At 67.8% G+C, this 15,777-nt stretch carries 15 protein-coding genes and 1 pseudogene; 6 read left to right on the top strand and 10 right to left on the bottom strand.

Annotated features, from left to right (window positions below; genetic code table 11):
• On the bottom strand, window positions 1-349 hold a 349-nt coding region (locus tag ACWEWT_RS10705), incomplete at its 3' end, for an IS110 family transposase (RefSeq protein ID WP_452558106.1).
• Window positions 350-715: 366 nt separating this feature from the next.
• On the opposite strand from ACWEWT_RS10705, the gene ACWEWT_RS10710 reads away from it, so the two are divergent.
• From ACWEWT_RS10710 to ACWEWT_RS10720, 3 genes and pseudogenes are all read left to right on the top strand, one after another.
• Window positions 716-1,000, top strand: a complete 285-nt coding sequence (locus tag ACWEWT_RS10710; RefSeq protein WP_452558107.1) for a helix-turn-helix domain-containing protein — start codon at window positions 716-718, stop codon at window positions 998-1,000.
• Between the two features lie 55 nt (window positions 1,001-1,055).
• A pseudogene (locus tag ACWEWT_RS10715) lies at window positions 1,056-1,526 on the top strand (DUF5753 domain-containing protein); the annotation flags it as partial.
• A gap of 74 nt (window positions 1,527-1,600) precedes the next feature.
• Window positions 1,601-1,921, top strand: coding sequence for a DUF6879 family protein (locus tag ACWEWT_RS10720; protein WP_452558108.1), 321 nt, complete (start codon window positions 1,601-1,603; stop codon window positions 1,919-1,921).
• A 177-nt stretch (window positions 1,922-2,098) separates the two neighbouring features.
• Here ACWEWT_RS10720 and ACWEWT_RS10725 read toward each other — a convergent pair whose 3' ends face one another.
• The 8 genes from ACWEWT_RS10725 to ACWEWT_RS10760 form a co-directional block, all read right to left on the bottom strand.
• Window positions 2,099-4,591 (bottom strand): CaiB/BaiF CoA transferase family protein, encoded by a 2,493-nt coding sequence (locus tag ACWEWT_RS10725; protein WP_452558363.1) that lies wholly within the window; start codon window positions 4,589-4,591, stop codon window positions 2,099-2,101.
• Between the two features lie 29 nt (window positions 4,592-4,620).
• Window positions 4,621-6,072 (bottom strand): aldehyde dehydrogenase, encoded by a 1,452-nt coding sequence (locus ACWEWT_RS10730; protein ID WP_452558109.1) that lies wholly within the window; start codon window positions 6,070-6,072, stop codon window positions 4,621-4,623.
• Between the two features lie 27 nt (window positions 6,073-6,099).
• Window positions 6,100-7,284 carry a thiolase C-terminal domain-containing protein gene (locus tag ACWEWT_RS10735; protein WP_452558110.1) on the bottom strand — a complete coding sequence of 395 codons (1,185 nt, stop codon included), beginning with the start codon at window positions 7,282-7,284 and terminating at the stop codon, window positions 6,100-6,102.
• The gene (locus ACWEWT_RS10740) at window positions 7,281-7,793 is read right to left on the bottom strand and encodes a Zn-ribbon domain-containing OB-fold protein (protein ID WP_452558364.1); all 513 of its coding nucleotides are present in this window, start codon (window positions 7,791-7,793) and stop codon (window positions 7,281-7,283) included. Before ACWEWT_RS10740 ends, ACWEWT_RS10735 begins: the two co-directional genes overlap by 4 nt.
• Window positions 7,794-7,879: 86 nt before the next feature.
• Window positions 7,880-8,194 (bottom strand): hypothetical protein, encoded by a 315-nt coding sequence (locus tag ACWEWT_RS10745; RefSeq protein WP_452558111.1) that lies wholly within the window; start codon window positions 8,192-8,194, stop codon window positions 7,880-7,882.
• A 122-nt stretch (window positions 8,195-8,316) separates the two neighbouring features.
• On the bottom strand, window positions 8,317-9,804 hold the full coding sequence (locus tag ACWEWT_RS10750) for an acetyl-CoA acetyltransferase (protein WP_452558112.1): 1,488 nt from the start codon (window positions 9,802-9,804) through the stop codon (window positions 8,317-8,319).
• Entirely contained in the window at window positions 9,801-10,838 is a 1,038-nt protein-coding gene (locus ACWEWT_RS10755) for an LLM class F420-dependent oxidoreductase (RefSeq protein WP_452558113.1), read from the bottom strand. The genes ACWEWT_RS10750 and ACWEWT_RS10755 overlap by 4 nt, the downstream gene beginning before the upstream one ends.
• Before the next feature lie 44 nt (window positions 10,839-10,882).
• The gene (locus ACWEWT_RS10760) at window positions 10,883-11,692 is read right to left on the bottom strand and encodes an enoyl-CoA hydratase/isomerase family protein (protein ID WP_452558114.1); all 810 of its coding nucleotides are present in this window, start codon (window positions 11,690-11,692) and stop codon (window positions 10,883-10,885) included.
• A gap of 313 nt (window positions 11,693-12,005) precedes the next feature.
• On the opposite strand from ACWEWT_RS10760, the gene ACWEWT_RS10765 reads away from it, so the two are divergent.
• From ACWEWT_RS10765 to ACWEWT_RS10775, 3 genes are all read left to right on the top strand, one after another.
• Window positions 12,006-12,851 carry a glucose 1-dehydrogenase gene (locus ACWEWT_RS10765; protein ID WP_452558115.1) on the top strand — a complete coding sequence of 282 codons (846 nt, stop codon included), beginning with the start codon at window positions 12,006-12,008 and terminating at the stop codon, window positions 12,849-12,851.
• 173 nt (window positions 12,852-13,024) lie between these two features.
• Entirely contained in the window at window positions 13,025-13,498 is a 474-nt protein-coding gene (locus ACWEWT_RS10770; RefSeq protein WP_452558116.1) for a GbsR/MarR family transcriptional regulator, read from the top strand.
• Window positions 13,495-14,310 carry a class I SAM-dependent methyltransferase gene (locus ACWEWT_RS10775; protein ID WP_452558117.1) on the top strand — a complete coding sequence of 272 codons (816 nt, stop codon included), beginning with the start codon at window positions 13,495-13,497 and terminating at the stop codon, window positions 14,308-14,310. Before ACWEWT_RS10770 ends, ACWEWT_RS10775 begins: the two co-directional genes overlap by 4 nt.
• Before the next feature lie 81 nt (window positions 14,311-14,391).
• Here ACWEWT_RS10775 and ACWEWT_RS10780 read toward each other — a convergent pair whose 3' ends face one another.
• Window positions 14,392-15,738: an MFS transporter gene (locus ACWEWT_RS10780; protein WP_452558118.1), complete on the bottom strand. Its 1,347-nt coding sequence runs from the start codon at window positions 15,736-15,738 to the stop codon at window positions 14,392-14,394.
• Between the last annotated feature and the right edge of the window lie 39 nt (window positions 15,739-15,777).

Here is a 15,777-nt window from a genome sequence, read left to right on the forward strand (position 1 = left end):
GGCCTTCACCCTGAAGTGCAGCGACGCAGGCCGCTCCGGCAGCATCGATCCGATCGTTCTTGCGTCGGCCGCCGCGAGACAGCTCCCGCACCCGCGCGGTCGCGGTGGTCGGCACATCCAGCACCGTCTCACCGCGCGCAATCAGCCATCGGGCCAGGTGGCGTCCGAGTCCGTCGGCGTTCTCCACCGCCCACCGCCGTTGCGGCCACCGCCTTGCCCAGGCGATCAATCGCCGGTATTCGGCCAATGTGGCCTCGATCCGGACAGAACCGAGATCAGCGTTGGTGGTCGGGTCCACCGCGGTGGCGGTGTGAGTGCTCTTGTGCGGATCGACACCGATAACGACCATGAGTAACGGGCCCCTTCTCTCCTATCCGGGTGGGGATCCGCGGCGGACAATCCGACTTCCAGTACCTTGCCCATGCTTGTGGTCATGCCTCTCTTCGGTCACGCCGCGGACGCAGGCCGGGTGGCGCGACATACCCCCGCAGAGTCAGCCGGAAGTTCTCCGGCGACAGGAACCTCAGGAGTCAAACCACCCGGCCCGCTGCGGCACGCTACGGGGAGCTACCCCGACCACGAAACCGCTACCGGAGATATAAGTCGGAACCTCACCTATGCGTGCAGCAGTCCCAAGTGACCTCTACCGATCCGCACGATATAGATATCTGCCGCACCGCATTCGACGCGGTGTGGAAGCTGGCGATACCGCACAGTGAGTACGAGCCCGTCCAGCTCCGCGCACGAGGCGCGGCGCGCGCTGGGCGGTCGGCTCCGTGACCTTCGGAAGGACGCGGGGCTGACCGGCCGCCGGCTCGCCGAAGTCACCGGCCAGCACTTCACGCGGGTATCCAATATAGAAAACGGCGTTCAACAGCCCAGCGATGACGATATCCGGGCATGGTGCCGCGCCTGCGACGCAGACGCTCACATCGCAGACCTCATCGCGGCGCTTCGAGTGGTCGACGCCGCCTATATCGAGTTCCGGCGCGAGAGCTGAGCCGGGATGAAACGGGTTCTCGGCGCACACACAGAAGCGGTACGAACAGACGCGGGTGTTCCGCATCTACGAGCACAATGTCATCCCCGGCTTATTGCAGACCGCCGAGTATTCAGCAGCGATGCTGTCGTTCTGGATCAAGTTCCTCGGCACAACGAATGACATGCAGGAGGCCGTCGCAGTACGAATGCAGCGACAGCGGATTCTCCAACGTGGCGGTCAGCGGTTCGTGATCGTGCTGGAGGAGCAGGCGCTCCGTATATGGTTCGGTGACGCCGAGGTCCAGGCCGGACAGCTGGGGCGGCTCCTGGAATTGATGGCGTTACCGAATATCTCGCTCGGCATCATCCCGCTGATGACCGAGCGGGAAGCGGTCGCGTCCGCCGGGTTCTGGATCTTCGACGACGAACTGGTAGCGCTGGAGACACCTACCGCAAGCATTCAGGTGACGCAGCCCGCCGAGTGCCTGCTGTACATGAGGATGTTCGAAGTTCTCCGCAGCGCAGCGGTGTATGGCCGGGCGGCGCGTGAACTAGTGGTCAGGGTTCTGGCGGAACTCGACCTGCTTCGAGGTTCTGATGGGACGGGAGATCAGGGGCTATGCGGCTGTTACGAGGTGAAGCGTTCGACGAGTTCTTCCACAAGTTCGAACGCACCGCGTATCACCTGGAAGTACTCGACACCTACGAGACACCCGAGGAATCCGAACCGTTCCAGAACTTCCTGGACGGCCGCCCCCGACGATTACCAGTGGTTTCCAGGACCGCGAAAGAAGACGTCCGGGCAGAGACAGTGCCGACCGAGCTGACCATCGGTCAGTTCGCCGTGGTTGCGTTGTACAACAGGGCTTTCCGGTCACTCAGGAATCAGGATGTCCACGGTCGGGATGCCCGCGCGATGATCACGGGTGCCATGAACTGAACGGCTGGGCGAAACCGTAATGCACTGCACAGAGTCCAGGTGACCGTATACAGCGGCCGGGCCCGGCGCGCTGTCGACGCGGAGAACATCCCGATCCTCTGCTCCGGCACCTATCCGGGCCACCGATGGGTTCGAATGGGACTCGAACCCGCGGTTCTCCGAGGCCAAGGCTGCCGATTACCCTGTAGTCGGCTCCCGGATCGGCTCGGCCTCCGGAGCCGAGGGCTGGAGGACCCCCGCCCCGATCAGCGCGTCTATTTCGGCGCTGTCCATCCCGAGCTCGAGGCAGATCTCCCGGGTGTGCTCGCCGGCGAGCGGAGCTTGGCAGGTCGGCGGGTCGGCGATACCGGTGAACACGGCCGCGCGGGCGGCGGCGGGCAGGCTCATGGGGAGTCGGTCGTGCTCGACCTGGGTGTAGGTGGCGCGGGCGGTCAGGTGCGGGTCGGTGAGCAGTTGCGGGAGCCGCAGCATCGCGCCGGCGGGAACGCCTGCCGCCTGCAATTCGGTGGCCGCCTCCTGAGGGTCGCGGTCGCAGAGCCAGGTGGCGAGGAACCGGTCGAGTTCCGCTCTGTGCGCGATGCGGTGCGCGGCGGTCGAGAAGCGGGGGTCCGACCACAGGTCCGGCCGGTCGAGAACCCCGCACAGCGCGGCCCACTGGTGGTCGTCACGCACCGTGACGACGCACCATTCGTCGTCGCCCGCGCAGGCGTAGACGCCGCTCGGGGCCGCGTACGGGTCGGCGTTGCCGGGGGCGGTGACCGTACCCGGGCGCAGCGCTTCGGTCACCAGTTGGGTGCCGAGGTGGACGAGGGCCGTATCGGCTTGGGCCACTTCGATATGCGTGCCGTGGCCGGTGCGGCGGCGGCCGATCAGGGTGGCGAGTACGGCCACCGCGGTGACCTGGGCGGCGATATGGTCGGGGTAGACGGTCTGGCCGTCGCACAGCAGTTCCGCGTCGTCCGGGTAGCGCCAGAGGGCGGAGACTCCGCACGAGGCACGGACCAGGGGGCCGTAGCCGAGGCGGGTGCGCCAGGGGCCGGTGCTGCCGAAGGCGCTGGATTCGGAGACGACCAGGCGTGGGTTGAGCTCGGCGAGTACGTCGTAGGACAGGCCCATGGAGGCGAGGGTGCCGGGTTTGAAATTGGCGAGCACCACATCGGCGTCGGCGGCCAGCCGACGGAAGACCGCGATACCGTCGGCACTGCGCAGGTCCAGGCCGAGGCTGCGTTTGTTGCGGTGTCCCCAGGCGACGGAGGCGGCCAGTGCGGAGCCGCGGCGGGACTGGCGCAGGCCGTCCGGGAAGTTCGCGTTCTCGATTTTGATGACATCGGCGCCGTAATCGGCGAACTGCCGGCTCAGCTCGGCCCCGAATACGATGACCCCGAGGTCCAGTACACGCAAGCCCGCGAGCGGAGCCATTTCGGTAGCGGGGGCCGAATCATGCCGGGCTACTGGTGAATCCGCCGTTCGAAGCACCGCTTCGTCGCTGTGGACGGATTCGTGATCGACGTGGGTGTTCGCGGAGGACTCGGCGCGAGCCCGCGGGGGTTCGGCGGTGTCGTGTTCGCCGAGTTCGGGGGCCGATGTGCGGAATCCGGCCCGGCGGCCGTCGAACGAGACATAACCGGAGGGAACCCGAGCGCGCGCACCCGCACCGATTTCGGTGTCCACGAGGGCGCCGGACGCGGCGAAGTGTTCTGTTTCGAGCACCTCGGTGAGCGTGTGCACTCCACCGACCGGGACACCGCGCCGGGCGCCCTCTGCCACGAGTTCGGCCTGGGTGAATTCGGCGAAGAGCTTTTCGATCAGGGGGTGCAGGGTGTCGGCCGCGGCGAACCGGGCGGGAATGGTGTCGTACTTCGGATCGGCGAATTCCGCTGGGGCTCCGAGCCATTCGAACATGCCGCGCCACTGCCGTTTCGCCAGCATGCAGATCCGGACCCGGCCGTCGCGGCAGGGGAACACCGGATAGAAGTTCGCGGCGTCAGGGCGGCCGCGCGGGAAATCCTCCGAGCGTCCGGCCGCCGCCGATCCCTGGGTGCCGAAACCGGGATCGAAACCGTGCACGATCGTCTCGAAGGCGGAGAGATCGACGGTGTCACCCCGACCGGTGTCGAGGCGCCGGTGATACGCGAGCAGCGCGGCCCAGGCGGCGTGCACGCCCACTGTCTCTTCGATCAGCCCGGCGGGCGGGAGCAGCGGTTCCGCACCGGGTGCACCGGATCGGGACAGCACACCGGAGAGTGCGTACAGGACGGGCTCGGTGGCCTGCCAATGACGGTAGGGACCGTCCTGACCGAAGCCGCTGATCGATACCCACACCAAACTCTGTGCACCGGGGCGCATTTCGTCCGGACCGACACCCAGGCCGGTCAACCGCCCCGGTGGCTGGGATTCGACGAGGATATCCGCCGTGGCAGCCAGTTCACGCAACCGCGCCCGGCCGCTCTCCGTGGTGAGATCGGCAGTAACGGCGAGCTTGTTCGCATTGCGCAGCGCGAACGGAATGCTCACACCGTCCACGATCGGTTCGGCGGACCGCGAAGACGACCCGCCGGGTTGTTCGACGCGGATCACCTCCGCGCCCAGATCGGCGAGGTAGCGGCCGCAGGATTCGCCCGGCCCGTCGGTGAGGTCCAGGACACGGACGCCGTGCAGCGGGAGGGGCATCGTCGACTCCGTTCCATCGGTCATGGTGCTCACCGCGTGCCGAAGTAGACGGATTTCGCGGCGTAGTAGGGGGCGAGCCCTTCCGGACCCAGCTCGCGACCCAGACCGGAGTCCTTGACACCACCGAACGGCGCGTCCAGGTCGAGCTGGTAATGGTTCACCCCGACGGTGCCGGATTCGATCCGGTCGGCGATGGCCAGGCCGCGTTCCTCGTCGGTCGTCCATACCGTGCCGCCGAGCCCGTAGCGGGAATCGTTGGCGATTTCGATCGCGTCCGCTTCGCCGTCGTAGGGGGTGATGGTCAGCACGGGTCCGAAGATCTCCTCCTGGGCTATCCGCGCGGCATTGTGGACACCCTCGAACACCGTCGGCTCGACATACCAGCCGGTGGGCAGGTCGGACGGGGTCCCGCCGCCGGTGGTGATGCGGTATCCGTCCCAGCGGCCCGATTCGATGAACCCGAGGACCCGGTCCCGCTGGGCGGCGCTGACCAGCGGGCCGATCTGGGTCGCGCGGTCCAGCGGATCGCCGATCCGTAGGTTGCGCACGGTTTCGGTGACCGCCTCCACCACCTCCGCGTAGCGGCTGCGGGGCGCGAGGATACGGGTGCCGGCGTGGCAGGTCTGGCCGTTGTTGACCAGCGACACCTCGAGCAGGTTCGCCGCGAACACCTCGAGGTCGGCATCGGCGGCGACGATCGACGCGGATTTGCCGCCGAGTTCGAGCGTGACCGGCCGCAACAACCGCCCGCAGACCTCGCCGATGGCGCGCCCGGCCTCGGTGGACCCGGTGAAGGCGACCTTGTCGACGCCCGGATGCTCGACCAGGTGGGCGCCGGCCTCCCGCCCGCCCGCGACCACGTTCAGGACGCCGGGCGGGAGCCCCGCCTCCACTGCCGCGTCGGCGAAAACGTAAGCATCCAAGGCTGTTTCGGGCGCCGGTTTCAACACCACCGTGCACCCCGCGGCCAGCGCGGGGGCGAGTTTCATCGCCGCCAGCGATTGCGGGTAGTTCCACGGCGTGATCGCGGCGACGACACCGACCGGGTCCCGGCGTACCACCGTACGACCCCCGAACGCACTCGGCCGCACCTCATCACGTTCGGCACCGCGCACCGCGTTCGCGTAATAGCCGACCATGAGGCTCGGGGCGTATCCGTTGACATTGATCGACAGCGAGAGGGGCATACCGTTCTCGCGGCTGGCCAGCGCGGCGGTGGTTTTCGCCCGGCTGCGCAGCGCGGCGGCGAAGCGGTCGAGATATTCCGCGCGCTCGGTCGAACTCAGTGCCCGCCAGGCCGGCAGTGCGCGACGGGCGGCGGCCACGGCCGAATCTATATCGGCGGCCGTTGCCAGCGCGGAAGTGCCCAGCACCGTTTCGGTGGCCGCCTCGATCACCTCGACGGTGGCCTCGGTCTGCGGCTTCTCCCATTCGCCGCCGATGAACAACGCGCGGCGGTCCAGGGTGGTGTCCGTGTCCATATCCGTCCTCGGGTAGTGCGCGGGTGGTCAGAGGGTTTCTTCGCGGCCGAACAGGGTGGAACTGACCAGGGGTGCCATCGGTCCGCCGATGAACAGCGAGAGATGCGCGTCCGCGACGGGATTGGTCGAGGTGCCGCGGAGCTGCCGGACGGCTTCGACGGCCAGGCCCATACCGTTGACGAACGAGTCGGCGATATTGCCGCCGCTGGTGTTGACGGGCAGCTTGCCGATGCCCGCGGTGAGGTTGTCGACGGTGAGCACCTCCCCCGCCGCCGGGCCCGCCGGTGCCAGGCCGTGGTCGATCAGGGCCGCCACGGCCGGGCCGCTGAAGTTCTCGTAGACCTGCACGACATCGATATCGTCGGGACCGAGACCCGCGGCGGCCCAGAGCCGGTCGGCCACACCGGGCCGGCCGGGGCGGCCCGCGAAACCCGCGCTGGTGTAGAGGTCGTCGTTGTCGATGATCGACGAATAACCGCCCGGCGCACCCTGTGCTCCGGCCAGCACATAGGCGGCATCCGGGCGAATGCTGCGGGCCCGTTCGGCCGATACCAGGACCAGTGCGACCGCGCCGTCGCTCTCCCGGGAGCAGTCGAAGAGATGGAACGGCTCGGTGATCATCCGGGAGGATTCGTAGGTCTGCTCGTCGAGCGGTTTCCCGTATCCGGCGGCGCCCGGGTTGTTCTGGGCGTGCCGGTAGGCGGCGAGGACCAGGGCCCGCATCGCCTCGCGTGGTACCCCGTCGTGTTCGAGCAGCCGCTGGGTGCGCAGGGCACACACCTGGGCGGGCGAACCGACGCCGTGGGCCAGGTAGTGCGACCCGTAGAAGTACTTCGCATAGCCGAGCCGGCCGGTGTCCTCCTGGGCCATCGACCGGAACACCACGACGCATTCGGCCTGGCCGGTGGCAATGGCCACCGCCGCATTGTTGATCGCGGCGGCGACGGTACCGCCCCCGCCGCCCCACATCATGTTCGACCAGCGCACATCCTCGACACCCAGCGCGCCGCCGAGTATCGCGCCGTCGTGGCCGCCACCGGCATAGGACACGAAACCGTCGAGTTCGCGCGGCGAGATCCCGGCATCGGCGCAGGCCGCGACGATCGCCTCCAGGGTCATCCGGAGTTCGCCGTGCGGGGCGGCACCGCGTTTGTAGTGGATATCCGCGACGCCGACGACCGCGGCAGCGCCGCGCAGCAATGCACCGGTCACGACCGTGCTCCTTCTGTGGTGTCGCGCCGCCACCGCAGCAGCGGCCAGGTCGCGCCCTCGTCGAGTTCGATATGTCCGGCCACCCGCTCACCGATCCGGACATCGGCGGCGTCGTCGCCGGTGAGGATGCCGAGAACGCGGCGGTGTCCGGCGGCGGGTAGTTCCACCAGCACGGTCACATACGGTGTGCGGTCGGCGAGTTCGGTGATGAACGGGTAGTGACTGCGCGACCAGCTGTAGACGGTGCCCACCGGTGCGACGGGTTCCCACCCGGGATCGAAGGTGTGGCAGGCCCCGCAGATCCACTGCGGCCCCCAGATCCACACCCGGCAGTTCCCGCAGCGCTGAAGCCGCAGCTCGCCCGCGACCAAACCGTCCCAATACGGCTGGTCGAGCCCGTCCTCGGCGGGCCCCCAGGGATAGTCACGTGATAGCGCCGCCCCGGCCTCCGGCTCGCTCGTGCCGTCGAGCGGCAGCCCTCCGGAGCCGTGCTCCGCGCCCGTCCCCATTTCCGGTCCGCTCATGCTGTGCTCGTCGGGCATGAGCGGGGGCCCGGCGGGGTCACGCTGCGCTACCGCCTCCGGGCCTGACCCGCTCATGCCGGGTCTCCCGGCACCGGGAAGTTCTCCAGCGCGGCGGCCTTCCAGACGCCGTCGCGAAGTTCCCAGATCGAGCGCAGGCCGATCACCCCGGCGGGAGTGTCGTAGACCGTTTCCCCGATCTGCTTATCGCCCTCGGCCCGGACGGCCTTGATCTCGTACCCGTTCACCGCGCCCCGGGGCACGGTGACGCCCTCGAAGACGGCCGGCAGATTCTCCTGCACCATATCGGCCAGGGCGGCCTTCATATCGCCGGTGACGACATGGCCGACGTGCCGCTCGTAGAGCGTACGGAAATCCTCCGCGGACATATGTTTTCTCCTCGCTCCCCCGGAGGGCGCCCTGTCGGCGACTCGGGAACCCTTCGACTTTTACCTTATGTCGTTAGGTATTTTTGGTCAACGTTCGAGCTCGAAGCCCTACCAAGACCCGGTTAATCGGTCTCGAACCGGAAATTTCCGTCCACGGAGATCACAACGGACTCCCCCGCTGTCTCGGCGGCCACCAGGCGGGCCACGGCCTCGGGTTCGACGGTGGACGCCAGAGTCCGCCCGCCGCCCGGCGTACGGGCGGCGAGGAAGCCACGTTCGGGCTCCCCCGCGCGGTCGTAGACCACGGTCCACGATTCGGCCGTGGCAGACCCGGCGTACCCGGGTTCGGTACGAACGGTCGGCTCACGATCCACCGCGGCCTGGACGTCGTCGCGGCGGAACCCGGCCCGCGGCGGTTCGGTGCGGTACACGCCGAACGCGTGTTTGGTCAGATAGCCGCTGTTCGCGGTCACCAGACCGTAGGTCCCCGGGGCTTCGCGCAGTCGGGTCGCCATGGCCGCGATCGCATGGGTGCTGTAGTTGTTCCACGGACCGCCCGCGAACGTCAGCCCACCGGTGACGGTCAACGGTCGACTCGGATCGCCGGTCGCCAGGCCCAGTTCCCGGGCCGCCACCTGAACAGCCGAGGGGAAACACGAGTAGATGTCGATATGGGTGAGATCGTCACGCTCGACCCCCGCCAGTTCGAGCGCGCGGGCACCCGCGAGGCGAATGGCCGGTGATCGGTCCAGCGCGCCGCGGGCGGCGATATCGTAGGTGTCGTGCGCCTCGGTGCCGGACTGCGGGAACACCCAGTTCTCCCGGGCGATACCGAGTCTCGTGGCCGTCTCCACCGAACACAGCAGCAGCGCGGCGCCCTGCTCGACCATATTGTTCGAGTTCATCAGCTTGGTATAGGGAGCGGCGATCCAGCGGTTCGCGGCGCGGGGCGTCGTGATCTCCGCGGCAGTATGCGCCCGCGGGGTCCAGGCGTACGGGTTCTGCGCGGCCACCTCGCTGAACCCGGCCCACAGCGCGCCGATCACGGCGCGGTGCTCGGCGCGGGACCGGCCGGCGCCGAGCCGGAGGGCCTGTTCGAAGATCGGGTAGATATACGCGGGCCGGTCCAGCCCGGCCCGCATCTCGGTCTCCGAACGCATCGGCACCTCGGGGACGAGAATCGGCGCGGCCGGTACCGATTCGTCCTGCACCGTCCACTGCGGCCGGATTCCCTCGCCGCGCAACTTCATCCGGGTCCGCCACGATTCGGCGCCGCCGATCAGGACGATATCGGCCCGCCCGGCCGCGATATCCTCCGCCGCCGCATTGACCAGCACTTGCGGCGTACTGCCACCGCTGCCGGTGTAGCCGGTGTGCCGGGGTTCGGCGCCGATCCGGGCGCCCACCAGCGCACCGGGGTCGCGGTAGCGCCACGACAGCAGCCCGACGATCCGAACCGAGTCGACCAGTTCGAGCAGTTTCGCGCTACCGGCTTCGTCGGCCGCGCGCACTGCCGCATCGGCGATCAGATCGACCGGTTCCCGGCCACCCGCGCGGTCGCTGATCTGGCCGCCGCCGACGAGTACCGGGGTCCGTGGATCCAGGGTCACGACCGCACCACCTCGAGGATCCGCTCCCGGGACTCCGGCCGCGGCCAGCCGCCGAGTATCAGTGTGGTCAGGCAGGTGGGTTTCCAGCGTTTCACGATGTCCTCACAGATCTTGTCGACCGGTCCGATCAGCGCGACGTCCTCCACCATTTCCGTCGGCACCGCCTGCGCCGCGTGATCGGTCCGGCCGCTCAGATACAGCTCTTGAATCTCGGCGCAGGCATCGCCCCAGCCCATCCGGACGAACACGTCGTTGTGGAAGTTGGCCTCCTTGGCACCCATCCCACCCGCGTACAGCGCGATCACCGGTTTGAGCCGGGCCGCGGCGCGTTCCACATCGTCGTGCTCGACCAGCCAGCACACATTGGCCACGTCGAAATCCGCGGCCGTCCGGCGCGCTCCGGTCCGGGCGAAGCCGTCGGCGAGCGCGGCGCGGTAGAAATCGTCGCTCTTCGGGGAGAACCACAGTGGGGTCCAGCCGTCCGCGATCTCGGCGGCCAGGGCCACATTCTTGGGACCCTCGGCCCCCAGATAGACGGGAATGTCACGCCGGAGCGGATGCACGATCGATTTCAGCGGTTTACCGAGCCCGGTGCCACTCGGGTACGGGAGCTCGTAGTGCCGGCCTCGATACGTCACCGGTTCCTCCCGCGCCCACACCGCGCGCATGATCTCCACGTACTCGCGGGTGCGTTCCAGCGGCCGCCGGTACGGCCGGCCGTACCAGCCCTCGACAACCTGGGGGCCGGACGCGCCGATACCGAGGATCAACCGGCCGCCGCTGAGATGGTCGATGGTCTGCGCGGCCATCGCCAGCGCCGTCGGGGTACGGGCCGAGATCTGGCACACCGAGGTACCCAGCGCGATCCGCTCGGTGCTCGCGCCCCACCAGGCCAATGGCGTCAGGGCGTCGGAACCGTAGCTTTCCGCGGCCCAGAAGCTGTCCACGCCCAGCGCCTCGGCCTCGGCGACCGTTTGCGCCATCCGCCGCGGTGGTCCCGCGCCCCAGTACCCGGCCGCGATTCCGACCTTCATCTCACCACCTTCCGTTCCGGGGTTCAGTCACAGCTGTCGTCCTGTCAGTGATTGCGGTAGACCGGCGGGCGCTTCTCCAGGAAAGAGTGCACGGCTTCGCGATGGTCCTTGGTCATGGCACTGAGGATCTGGGTACGGTTCTCCAGATCGATCGCGGCGCGCAGGCTCGGCACCTCGAGGTTGGACCACATGACCTCTTTGGTCATCCACACCCCGAACGGGCTGTTTCCGGCGATGACCTCGGCGGTGTCCAGGGCCGCGTCGAGCAGGCGATCCGCGGGCTCCACCGCCGAGACGATCCCGATCCGCTCGGCCTCCGCCGCATCGACCGAGCGGCCGGTGAGCAGGATCTGCGCCGCCCGGGAGAAGCCGATCATCCGCGGCAGCAGCCAGCTCACCCCGATATCGCAGTTCGACAACCCGCGCTTGATGAAGGAGGCGTGCAGCGCGGCGGTATCGGCCATGATCCGGATATCGGCCATGAGCGCGAGCGCCATTCCACCGCCCGCGGCGGCACCGTTCACGGCGGCGATCACCGGCGCTCGCACCCCCCGGAACGCCTCGACCAGCGAGGCTATGTGCTGCTGCACCCGCAGACCGGCCTGCGGCCGACCCTCGCCCTCCGCCGCACCCGGCGGGATGCCGTAACCACGCAGATCCAGCCCGGCGCAGAACGCCTTACCGTTTCCGGTGAGCACGAGGGCACGGACCGCGGAATCATTGCGTACCTCGGCCAGTACGCCGTGCAGCGCTTCGATGAGATCGGTGTTCATCGCATTGAGCGCATCGGGACGATTCAGGCGTACCACCAGCACACCCGGTCGCGGTCGCTCGGTCTGGATCAGGTCGGACATATATCGCATCACCTCGGACGGTCTGGCACAGCCCTTCCATCGAGTCGGGGCGCTCGACTAAAGCTAACGACTTTAGATTAATTCCTCAAGGCCCGCCCCTATCCACCGCCGCATCCCACCCCGCGACAGCGCTGCCCACGGCAACGGCGCACAACACCGACCCCGATCCGCCCGATCCGAACGAGCCGGGCATGCACCGCACCACCCCGGATGCCCGACCCGGGCCCTCCAGCAAGCCGGGCATCGACAACTGAAGCTAATGTCTTTAGATTAATTAGCCGAGATGCCACCGTTCGGGAAGCAGAGGAAAGCCATGGCCGAAGCGCACGAACTACAGGGCAAGGTCGCCGTCGTAACCGGCGGCGCGAGCGGTATCGGCGCCGCGACCTGCGCCCTGCTGGCCCAGCGCGGCACCCGGGTGGTGGTCGCCGATATCGACGACGATCGTGGCGAAACGGTGGCATCCGGCCTGGCCGAGCACGGCTGCTTCCTGCACACCGATGTCACCCGGGAGGACCACCTCGCCGCCGCCGTCCGCACCGCCGTGGACCGTTTCGGGCGACTCGACGCGATGATCAACAACGCCGGCCGGGTCGGCGCGTGGACCTACCTCGCCGATACCACCGCCGAGGAGTGGGACAATTCCTTCGCCGTCCTGGCGCGCAGCGCTTTCCTCGGCACCAAGCATGCGGCGCGGATCATGCGCGACCAGGGCTCCGGCGCCATCGTCAACGTGTCGTCGGTGGCCGGTGTGCGCACCGGTTTCGGACCGCATCCCTACGGCGCGGCCAAAGCGGCCGTGCTCCAGCTGACCCGCAGTGCGGCCCGGGAACTCGCCGAATACCGGGTCCGGGTCAATGCCGTCACCCCGGGCGGGGTCGCGACTCGCATCGTGGGTCACGGCGCCGGTCTGGCCGGGGCGGATCTCGACGCCAGCGTCGACGAGGTCCGCCGCGGACTCCGGAAATTCCAGCCGATCCCCCGCGCCGGCGAAGGCGACGATATCGCCGCCGCCATCGCCTATCTCGTCGCCGACTCCGCCGCGTTCGTCACCGGCCAGAATCTCGTGGTCGACGGCGGGCTGACGCTCGGCAAGGCCTGGCCGGGCAACTATCGCGCCGAGGCCGACGCGGCATCGGGCCGGCCGGACAAGATGTAGCGGAAGCCGTCCCGGAACAGGTCCGGGCGGACGAGTACGGCCATCGGCACGGCAGATCACCCGAACACCGCATTCGGCGGTACGACCTCGCCGGCAACACACCACCCGACACGTCGATGCATTGTCAGGTACGTTCAGTATGTACTGAACGAACCGATCGAGAGGTGATGCGGGTGTCTCCGGAAGAGGCGGAGTTCGTCGACCGCATGGGGTTGTTCATGGAGACGCTCGGCGGGCCACGGACCATGGGGCGCATCTACGGGTGGCTGATGATCAGCGACCCCCCGGACCAGTCACTGACCGAGCTGGCCACCGCCCTGGGCGTGAGCAAGGCGTCGATCAGCACCGTCGCCCGACAGCTACAGGAAGGCGGCATGATCGAACGACTACCCGCCCCGACACGTCAGCACCGTTACCGGATCACCCCCGGCGGCTTCACCCAGGTGATGCGGGTACAGCTGGCCCGCATGGGCGAGGGTATCGCCACCGCCGAACTCGGACTGTCGCTACTCGACGGCCGAAGCCCCTCCCGGCGTGCACGTTTGGAGGATTTCCGGAACTTCTGCGAATTCTCCGCCCGGGATGCGCAGACGGACTTCCTGCGGCGCTGGGAGGAATACCGCGCACAGAAAGAGAGCAACCGATGACGGATAAGGTCGATTTCACCGGTGTGAAATGGGGTTCCACCGAGTGGACGATGCTGTGCACGCTGTATCTGCGGGCATACGAGAGCCGTCTCGAGCCTTCCGTACTCGGTGATCACGCCGCCGCCGCGGCTGTCGCACGCATCGATTACGACTTCGACCGGATGCGCCGGTGGACCAACCCGTGGAGCAACCAGTTCCTCGTGGCATTGCGCGCGCGGCAGTTCGACGACTGGACCCGCGATTATCTCAGGCGCCATCCGGACGCGGTGGTGCTGCACCTGGGCTGCGGCCTGGACAGCCGCGCGTTCCGGCTCGACCCGCCCGACAGCGTCGACTGGTTCGATGTGGACGTTCCGGCTGTGATCGAGCTACGCCGCAAGGTGTACTCCGAGCGCGAGCACTACCGGATGCTCGCGACTTCGGTCACCGAACCGGGGTGGCTGGATGCGATCCCGGCGGACCGCCCGGTGCTCGTCGTCGCCGAGGGACTGTTGATGTATCTCGCCGAATCCGAGGTGCGGCAGCTGCTCCAGCGGTTGACCGACCGGTTCGGCAGCGGTGAGCTGCTGTTCGACGCACTGCCCCGATGGACCCGCACGGTCAGCGGGTTCGTCCCGTGGGGCACCCGGGATGCCTGGGGTACCCGAGATGCCCGGGAACTGGAGAAGTGGAACTCGCGCCTGGAGTACATCGCCACCGGCGCGCTGGACCTCGATTCGATTCCGCTGAAACCCCAGCGCCTGCTGTTCCGAGCGATCTACCGGATCCCCGCCGCCAGGAACTACGACACCCTCTACCGGTTCCGTTTCTGACAGCCGGATTCCGCGGGAAATCGCTGTGCCGCCGTGTCCGGACACGGCGGCACAGTTTCGACACCGTGCAGTGATCGACGGCTACACCGATTCGGCGGCTTTCGCCGAGACGATCGCCCCGGACGCACCGGATGGCCGTCGCGGGACCGACGACACCAGCACCGCGGCCGCTACTCCGGCGCCCGCGAAGGCGAAGTAGGCCCAGTTCGCGCCGAGTGCCGAACCCATGATCACACCGGTCAGCACCGGCCCGAACACCCCGCCCAGCCGTCCGAGACCCACCGCCAGGCCGAGTGCCGTACCGCGCGCCGCGGCCGGATAGTAGACCCCGACGAACCCGTAGACGGCCGTGGTCGACGACGCGCAGAAGCCGATGATCAGCACCAGAACGAATACGGCCAGCTGCGCCGGATGAACGGTCAGGACGGAGACCGCCACCGCGCCGCCGATATAGCTCAGCGCGATCACCGAGCGCGAACCCACCCGATCCGCGAGACCGGTGATGACGACCATGCCGAGCGCACTACCGAGATTGAAGGCGAGCAGGAATGTCAGCGCGGACCCGAGATCGTAACCGGACGACCTCAGCATCTGCGGGATCCAGGTATTCATACCGTACGAGACGAGCAGGCCGAAAAAGGTGATCAGCGGAAAGAGCAGTGTGGCCACCCGGAAACCCGGAACGAACAGCAGTCGCAGTGCCGATTTCGGTTCGGCTTCCGTACTTCTCGCCCGAGCGAGTTCGATACCCGATTCGGTACCCGCATCCACCGAGTACCGTTCCGCCAATCGCCGGGCCTCCTCGTGCCGGCCCTTGCTCGCGAGAAAGGAGATCGATTCGGGCAGCTTCCGGTAGGCGATACCGAGCAGGACGAACCCGAGCAGCCCGCCGATGGCGAACATGGATTCCCAGCCGAATACGGGGAGGACGAAAATGGCGGCGACGGCGACCAGACAGCCGCCCAGAGGAAAGCCCGTCTGGATCACACCGTTGTAGAACTGCCGCCGGTTCACCTGGACATATTCCTGGGTGAGCGCGATCAGGGTGGGCAGAGCACCGCCGAAACCCAGACCGGCCAGCAGCCGGAAGAGACCGAATATCTCCAGGTTCGGCGCCACGGCGCACAGGCCGGTGAAGAGACTGAAACTGGCAATACACGCGAGTACGACCGGACGGCGACCGGCCCGATCGGTGATATAGCCGGCCAGCATCGCACCGGCCAGCATGCCGAACAGTGACAGACTCCCGATCACCCCCGCCGAGGCCGTGGTGATTCCCCACTGCCCGTCTTCCAATAAGGTCGGCAACACCGCGCCGAACATGATGAGGTCGACACCGTCGAGAATGGTGATGGCCAAACAGGTGAGAACAACCGAGCGGGCGCCGGAGGTGGCGCTCACCTTTCCGGGCAGAGATGTATTCGACACTGTGGTTCCTTCGAAGTACGAGAATCGCCGGTCTCCGTA

Source organism: Nocardia sp. NPDC003963 (assembly GCF_053605105.1).

Excerpts from the sequence above, each read along its gene's own strand:
- ACWEWT_RS10725 (WP_452558363.1), bottom strand. The coding sequence starts at position 4,591 with ATGCCCCTCCCGCTGCACGGCGTCCGTGTCCTGGACCTCACCGACGGG.
- ACWEWT_RS10730 (WP_452558109.1), bottom strand. The coding sequence starts at position 6,072 with ATGGACACGGACACCACCCTGGACCGCCGCGCGTTGTTCATCGGCGGC.
- ACWEWT_RS10720 (WP_452558108.1), top strand. The coding sequence starts at position 1,601 with ATGCGGCTGTTACGAGGTGAAGCGTTCGACGAGTTCTTCCACAAGTTC.
- ACWEWT_RS10775 (WP_452558117.1), top strand. The coding sequence starts at position 13,495 with ATGACGGATAAGGTCGATTTCACCGGTGTGAAATGGGGTTCCACCGAG.
- ACWEWT_RS10745 (WP_452558111.1), bottom strand. The coding sequence starts at position 8,194 with ATGTCCGCGGAGGATTTCCGTACGCTCTACGAGCGGCACGTCGGCCAT.
- ACWEWT_RS10760 (WP_452558114.1), bottom strand. The coding sequence starts at position 11,692 with ATGTCCGACCTGATCCAGACCGAGCGACCGCGACCGGGTGTGCTGGTG.
- ACWEWT_RS10765 (WP_452558115.1), top strand. The coding sequence starts at position 12,006 with ATGGCCGAAGCGCACGAACTACAGGGCAAGGTCGCCGTCGTAACCGGC.
- ACWEWT_RS10755 (WP_452558113.1), bottom strand. The coding sequence starts at position 10,838 with ATGAAGGTCGGAATCGCGGCCGGGTACTGGGGCGCGGGACCACCGCGG.
- ACWEWT_RS10740 (WP_452558364.1), bottom strand. The coding sequence starts at position 7,793 with ATGGGGACGGGCGCGGAGCACGGCTCCGGAGGGCTGCCGCTCGACGGC.